This is a genomic window from Bacillus sp. GMs2/2 (assembly GCF_050172095.1).
Lineage (GTDB): Bacteria > Bacillota > Bacilli > Bacillales > Bacillaceae_G > Bacillus_A > Bacillus_A cereus.
This window is the reverse complement of record NZ_JBNLYE010000228.1, coordinates 1-6,521: the sequence shown is the minus strand read 5'-3', so window position 1 is coordinate 6,521 and position 6,521 is coordinate 1. Positions and strand designations below refer to the sequence as shown.

Genomic DNA, 6,521 nt, shown 5'->3' with positions numbered 1-6,521 from the left:
TATATTTCATATTAATATTTTTATGTAGATTTAAAACGGGAAAGAGAGTGGAAAGTATGGGCCGTAAATGGAACAATATTAAAGACAAAAAAGCATCAAAAGATGCAAATACAAGCCGTATATACGCGAAATTTGGGCGTGAAATTTATGTGGCAGCAAAACAAGGCGAGCCAGATCCAGAATCAAACCAAGCGCTAAGAGTTGTATTAGAGCGTGCGAAAACATACAATGTTCCAAGAACAATTATTGATCGTGCAGTTGAAAAAGCAAAAGGCGGTTCAGAAGAAAATTATGACGAGCTTCGTTATGAAGGATTCGGACCAAATGGAGCTATGGTTATTGTAGATACACTTACAAATAACGTAAACCGTACTGCAGCAGATGTACGAGCTGCATTTAGCAAAAATAGTGGTAATATGGGTGTGAACGGTTCTGTAGCTTACATGTTTGATGCGACAGCTGTTATCGGTCTTGAAGGTAAAACATCAGATGAAGTTCTTGAAATTTTAATGGAAGCAGATGTAGATGCACGTGACATTCTAGAAGAAGAAGATTCTGTTATCGTGTATGCTGAACCAGATCAATTCCATGCAGTACAATCTGCACTTAAAGGTGCTGGCGTTGAGGAGTTTACAGTTGCAGAATTAACAATGCTTGCACAAAGTGATGTAACACTTCCTGAAGATGCTCAAGCACAATTTGAGAAAATGGTTGATGCATTAGAAGATTTGGAAGATGTTCAACAAGTTTATCACAACGTAGACTTAGGAGAGTAATACGATAGATGACCCTTTTCGCTTAGCGGATAGGGTCTTTTTTTATGAAGTTAATTAAGGTGATGAAGTATTAAAGGTATTTTGTTGTAGGTAGTGAATATGATTATAGGGATATATAAAATATTCATTATCTCTAGGAGGCTTAATATGGAACATAAGACACCAAAGCATATAGTTGCTGTAGCAGGTTATTTAAAAAATGAAAAAAATGAAAAAAATGAAGTGTTATTAACAAAAGTGCACTGGCGAGCTGATACGTGGGAGTTGCCAGGAGGACAGGTAGAAGAAGGCGAAGCGCTCGATCAAGCTGTCTGTAGGGAAATAAAAGAGGAAACAGGGTTAACGGTGAAGCCTATCGGAATTACAGGGGTTTATTATAATACCTCTATGCATATTCTAGCTGTTGTTTTTAAAGTAGCATATATAAGTGGTGAAATAAAAACTCAACCTGAAGAGATACAAGAGGCTAAATTTGTTGATTTAAATGAAGAGAACATAGATGAGTATATAACGCGTCCTCATATGAAATCCAGAACGCTTGATGCAATGAGAGCAACACATTTTATTCCGTATGAAACGTGGGAAGTACAGCCGTATAATTTAATAGGAAGATTGTAAAGAAAAGAGTAGCCGATTTGAGATACATTCGAATCACTACTCTTTTTTGTATACTGTTTAAGAAAAAGGTCAAAATAATAATAGCACTAGTATTGATTTGTAGAACGTTTGTTCTGTATAATAAATCTATATGTTATATACATTTAGATTACTAGATAGTCAAAAGTATATATATTTGTAGATGATATAATTAAAGTGTAAAGTGAAAATATAATAGTCTTAAGGGTTTCTCTTTTATTGGTTATTCGTGCTTTAACATAACCTATATTCAATATTTCAGATGAATAGTAGATAAAAAAATACTGTGATACAATACTTTTTTATCCCACTATTTGCTGGACAGTAAGCCTGATTGATGAGGGCTCATTAAAGTTCCACTTTATACCTTACAATGATGTAAGGTACGTGTAAGAGAAATCGATGGGATATTTTTTTACAACAATGTATTCTTAAAGTAAGAGTTATATGCTGTGTGGAAAAGAGGTGTTCAAGATGAAAGAACGAGTATTATCTAGGGTGAACTATCATCAAAAAGTTGCATTAAATCCAATGACTAAACTTTTTTATAAAGCCATTATATTATTATTATTGTTAAGTTGTACGTTATTATTCATTGGAAATGTAATGATTGAGAAAAGTGATATTAGTAAATTACATGTACCGGCTAAGTTAGAGGTGCCAGAATCATTAACACATGCATTTATTGCGACAGAAGATAAAAGATTTTATCATCATAACGGTTTAGATTATATAGCAATTATTAGAGCCTCAGTTGAGAATATAAAGGCTGGTGGTGTCGTGCAAGGAGGAAGCACGATTACACAACAGCTATCTAAAAATGCCTTTTTAACAAATGAACGTACATTTTCTCGTAAGTGGAAAGAGATTTTTTATACGAAAAAAATTGAACGCACATTTACGAAGGATGAAATTTTAAAATTATATGTAAGTAATATTTATTATGGAGAAGGAGCGTGGGGAATTGAAAAAGCAGCAAACCTTTACTTCGGTAAAAAGGTGAACCAATTAACGTTGGCTGAAAGTGCAATGATGGCTGCTGTAGTAAAAGCACCTGCTTATTACTCACCTGCCCAAAACTATGATAAAGCAGTAGAGAGACGAAATGTCGTTTTGAGACTAATGGAGAAAGAAGGCTATATAAGCCATGATGAGTATGTTCAAGCAGTTAGTGAGAAATTAGTAATTCGTCATGATATAAAAATAGAGCAGTCGATGTTAAATAGCGCGCGTAAAAAAGCAGTAAGTTAAGAGAAGTTCCTACAGAGGAGCTTCTTTTTTTGAATAAATTGTGACAAATTGTGACACAATATCGTCACAATTATTGTGTTTTTGTAATTTATGTGAGCGTGTTCATTGCGTGACGTATATAAGTGTTGATATTATGTGTATTGTGTACAATGCTGTATACAGAATATGAATTTAAAGAGGAATGTATATGAAATCAAATAAACTCATGGCTCTTGGTATAGTTTTTTCTATCGCAGTATTGATTGTAATTGGAACAATTGCGTATAGCATCATAAATGACAAAAAAGATAAAGGGAATGAGATGTTTGCTTATTCTACGCAACAATCTTTAGGGAAAGATGATGCTCCAGTTAAGGTAGTTGAATTTGGAGACTTTAAATGTCCTGCTTGTCGTACTTGGGATGTAACAGTATTACCTCGATTAAAAGAAGAGTATATTGATAAAGGCAAAGTGCAGTTATATTTTATTAACTTCCCATTTATCGGAAAAGACTCGGATTTAGGTGCAGCAGCTGGTGAAGCAATTTATAAACAAGATAAAGATTCATTCTGGATCTTCTATGATGAGATTTATCAAAATCAAAAGAAAGATACGGAAGAATGGATTACAGAAGATTTGCTTCTTAGCATTGTGAAAGAGAAACTTCCAAAAGTTGATGTAGAGCAATTTAAGAAAGATTTACACAGTAAAGACATTAAAGAAAAAGTACGTAAAGATTCAGATCGTGCTCAAAAATTAAAAGTTCAAGGTGCTCCTTCTGTATATGTAAACGGAAATCTTGCAAACCCTGATTTCGATAGTATGAAGAAGGCAATTGATAAAGAATTGAAAAAGTGATGAGGTCTCTCATCACTTTTTCGACTTTTTTCGATAAAATTCTTGCCTCTACTTTTTTTACATGCTATACTACTTTACATAAGTTATTCTAATATCTTATATGTAATTCATATTTGCGGGTGTAGTTTAGTGGTAAAACAAGAGCCTTCCAAGCTCTGGTCGAGAGTTCGATTCTCTTCACCCGCTCCAAATTTTATTAAATGTTTTTCTATAAATTGTGATCAACGCAGTGTTTCGTTTCCGAGATAAACGAGGCATTGCGTTTTTTAATGTTTGAAAAACCTAATTACATGCGAAAATAGAAGTAAATAATAGTATTCCAAAAGTGAATTACTAACCAATAGAGTCGTTACATAAGGGATGGATTCATCTGAGGAGGCGATTAAGAGTGGATTTTGAACAATTAAAGCAAGATGTAATTGCGTATAGTAAAACAATTGGCATAGATAAAATAGGCTTTGCGAGTGCTTCTCCTTTTGAGGAATTAAAGCAGCGCTTAATCCAGCAACAACAATTAAATTATCAATCTGGATTTGAAGAGCCTGATATAGAGAAGAGAACGAATCCGCAACTGTTATTACCGGGTGCTAAATCAATTATTGCGATTGCTTTAGCATATCCTTCAAAATTAAAAAATGCACCATTAAGTAAGCGTGGAGAACGCCGTGGGATTTTTTGTCGTGCTTCTTGGGGACAAGATTATCATCTTGTTTTACGAGATCGTTTGCAAAAATTAGAAGCATATTTAATTGAAAAACTTCCGGATATAGAAGTGAAGTCCATGGTTGATACAGGTGAATTAAGTGATCGAGCTGTATCAGAGCGTGCAGGCATTGGATGGAGCGGTAAAAACTGCTCTATTATTACACCTGAATTTGGTTCGTACGTATACTTAGGGGAAATGATTACAAATGTTCCATTCCCGCCAGATAAGCCGATAGAAGATCAATGCGGGGGCTGTACGAAATGTATCGATATTTGTCCTACCGGTGCTTTAATACAGGGGGGACAGTTAGATTCGAAGAAGTGCATTGCGTTTTTAACACAGACGAAAGGATTCCTACCTGAAGAATATCGCGATAAAATAGGAAATCGTATATATGGATGTGATACGTGTCAGACTGTTTGCCCGAAAAACAAAGGAATGGATTTTCATAATCATCCTGAGATGGAGCCGGATCCTGAGCTAGTTAAACCATTATTAACGCCACTTTTAACAATTAGTAATCGTGATTTTAAAGAGAAATATGGGATTATGTCAGGGTCATGGAGAGGGAAAAAGCCACTGCAAAGAAATGCGATTTTAGCATTAGCACATTTTAAAGAAACATCGGCAATTCCTGATTTAATTGGTGTTATGAAAGATGACCCAAGACCAGTACTACGCGGAACGGCAGCATGGGCACTTGGGAAAATTGGCGGAGATGGAGTAGGCGAAGCGATTGAGAAAGCGATGGAACGTGAGAAAGATGAAGAAGTGCTTCATGAAATGAATCGCGGGCTTGAATTGTTAGCACAGAAAAAAGAGTAGATAATATTTCCCTTTTTCATATTGTAATATGGGAGGGAGACAGAATGGTTGTAAAAACGAAGATTGAAAACCAAGTACAACAATTTTTAGCATATATAACGGAGAAAAGAACGAATGTGGATGGTATTGCTGAGGATTTACTACAAATGGCACTGAGAAAGAAACAATTGTTTCAAAGACGTAGTGCACATATAGTGAAAGCAACTGCGGATGTTTCTTTCATTAGACAATTAAATAGTAATGACCATCAAGAAATTGATTATCAAATACATTTTAAATATTTAATTAAGCATAAAGAATTATTTTATATTGAAGAGGAACAATTAAAACGAAGAGTTTGTTTAAATAATAGTCGGATTATAGGCGATTATGCTATTGAAGTGTCAGAAGAAATTAGAATGGGTGAGACATTAGAAAGGGAAATTACGAAAGAGAAGTACGGTTCTTATCAGTATAATCGTTTAGAGGCAGTGAAATATGCAGAGCGTTGGTGGGATGACCGAAATCCTATGTATCGTAATTTCCCTGATAATTGTACGAATTTCATTTCTCAATGTCTTCATACTGGAGAAGTACCTATGAGCGGATATCCTAATATTCGTAAAGGATGGTGGCAAAGGGAGAATCAGTGGAGCTGGAGCTGGGCTGTTGCACATTCTTTTTATTGGTATTTGTCAGGTGCTACAACAGGACTTCGAGCAGAGGCGGTAGAGAGGCCAGAAGAACTTATTCTTGGAGATGTCATTGCTTATGATTTCGAGGATGACGGAAGATGGAATCATACGACGATTGTAGTAGCAAAAGATGCAGATGGTATGCCGCTTGTAAATGCACATTCAGCGAATAGCCGTCGACGTTATTGGAACTATGAAGACTCTAGTAAATATACACCACAAATGAAATATAAATTCTTTCATATTATTAATGGGTAGAGATTTTTCGCTCAAGTGGTATAATACGTAGTAGACAAAAAACAGAGGTGAATATCGCGTGGGAGTACATGTTGTTTTATATCAGCCAGAAATTCCAGCAAATACAGGGAATATTGCTCGTACTTGTGCAGCAACTGGAACAGAATTACATTTGATTAGACCGCTTGGATTTTCAACGGATGATAAAATGTTAAAGCGTGCAGGATTAGATTATTGGCAGCACGTAAAAATTACGTACTATGATTCAATTGAAGAATTTTATGAAAAAAATAAAGACGGTGAATTCTTCTATTTAACAAAGTATGGCGAGAAAGCTCATACAGCGTTTGACTATAGCAAGCGCGAGAAGGATTACTATTTTGTATTTGGAAGAGAAACAAACGGCTTACCAGCTAATGTAATCGAAGAAAACTTTGATCATTGTTTACGTATTCCAATGACAGATAAAGTACGTTCATTAAATTTATCTAATACAGCAGCAATTTTAATTTATGAAGCGTTCCGTCAACAAAATTACCCTGGATTAGATTTAGAAATCGTTTATTAAAAGTCGCCAT

7 protein-coding genes and 1 tRNA gene are annotated in these 6,521 nt (G+C 35.0%); all 8 read left to right on the top strand.

The genetic code is table 11. From position 1 onward, the window contains the following. Positions 1–56: 56 nt before the first annotated feature. The 8 genes from ACQGS6_RS20795 to trmL all read left to right on the top strand — a co-directional run bounded on the left by ACQGS6_RS20795 (position 57) and on the right by trmL (position 6,511). Entirely contained in the window at positions 57–776 is a 720-nt protein-coding gene (locus ACQGS6_RS20795; protein WP_000532952.1) for a YebC/PmpR family DNA-binding transcriptional regulator, read from the top strand. 147 nt (positions 777–923) lie between these two features. Continuing rightward, positions 924–1,394: an NUDIX hydrolase gene (locus ACQGS6_RS20790; protein WP_426965518.1), complete on the top strand. Its 471-nt coding sequence runs from the start codon at positions 924–926 to the stop codon at positions 1,392–1,394. Positions 1,395–1,886: 492 nt separating this feature from the next. Then, positions 1,887–2,663 carry a transglycosylase domain-containing protein gene (locus ACQGS6_RS20785; protein WP_000664715.1) on the top strand — a complete coding sequence of 259 codons (777 nt, stop codon included), beginning with the start codon at positions 1,887–1,889 and terminating at the stop codon, positions 2,661–2,663. A gap of 187 nt (positions 2,664–2,850) precedes the next feature. Then, positions 2,851–3,501: a DsbA family protein gene (locus tag ACQGS6_RS20780; protein WP_000841306.1), complete on the top strand. Its 651-nt coding sequence runs from the start codon at positions 2,851–2,853 to the stop codon at positions 3,499–3,501. Positions 3,502–3,616: 115 nt separating this feature from the next. Next, a tRNA-Gly gene (locus tag ACQGS6_RS20775) sits at positions 3,617–3,690 on the top strand. 199 nt (positions 3,691–3,889) lie between these two features. Further along, the gene (queG, locus tag ACQGS6_RS20770) at positions 3,890–5,032 is read left to right on the top strand and encodes a tRNA epoxyqueuosine(34) reductase QueG (protein WP_000345216.1); all 1,143 of its coding nucleotides are present in this window, start codon (positions 3,890–3,892) and stop codon (positions 5,030–5,032) included. A 44-nt stretch (positions 5,033–5,076) separates the two neighbouring features. After that, on the top strand, positions 5,077–5,964 hold the full coding sequence (locus ACQGS6_RS20765; RefSeq protein ID WP_000260592.1) for an amidase domain-containing protein: 888 nt from the start codon (positions 5,077–5,079) through the stop codon (positions 5,962–5,964). Between the two features lie 58 nt (positions 5,965–6,022). Next, positions 6,023–6,511 carry a tRNA (uridine(34)/cytosine(34)/5-carboxymethylaminomethyluridine(34)-2'-O)-methyltransferase TrmL gene (trmL, locus tag ACQGS6_RS20760; protein WP_000538147.1) on the top strand — a complete coding sequence of 163 codons (489 nt, stop codon included), beginning with the start codon at positions 6,023–6,025 and terminating at the stop codon, positions 6,509–6,511. Positions 6,512–6,521 lie beyond the last annotated feature (10 nt).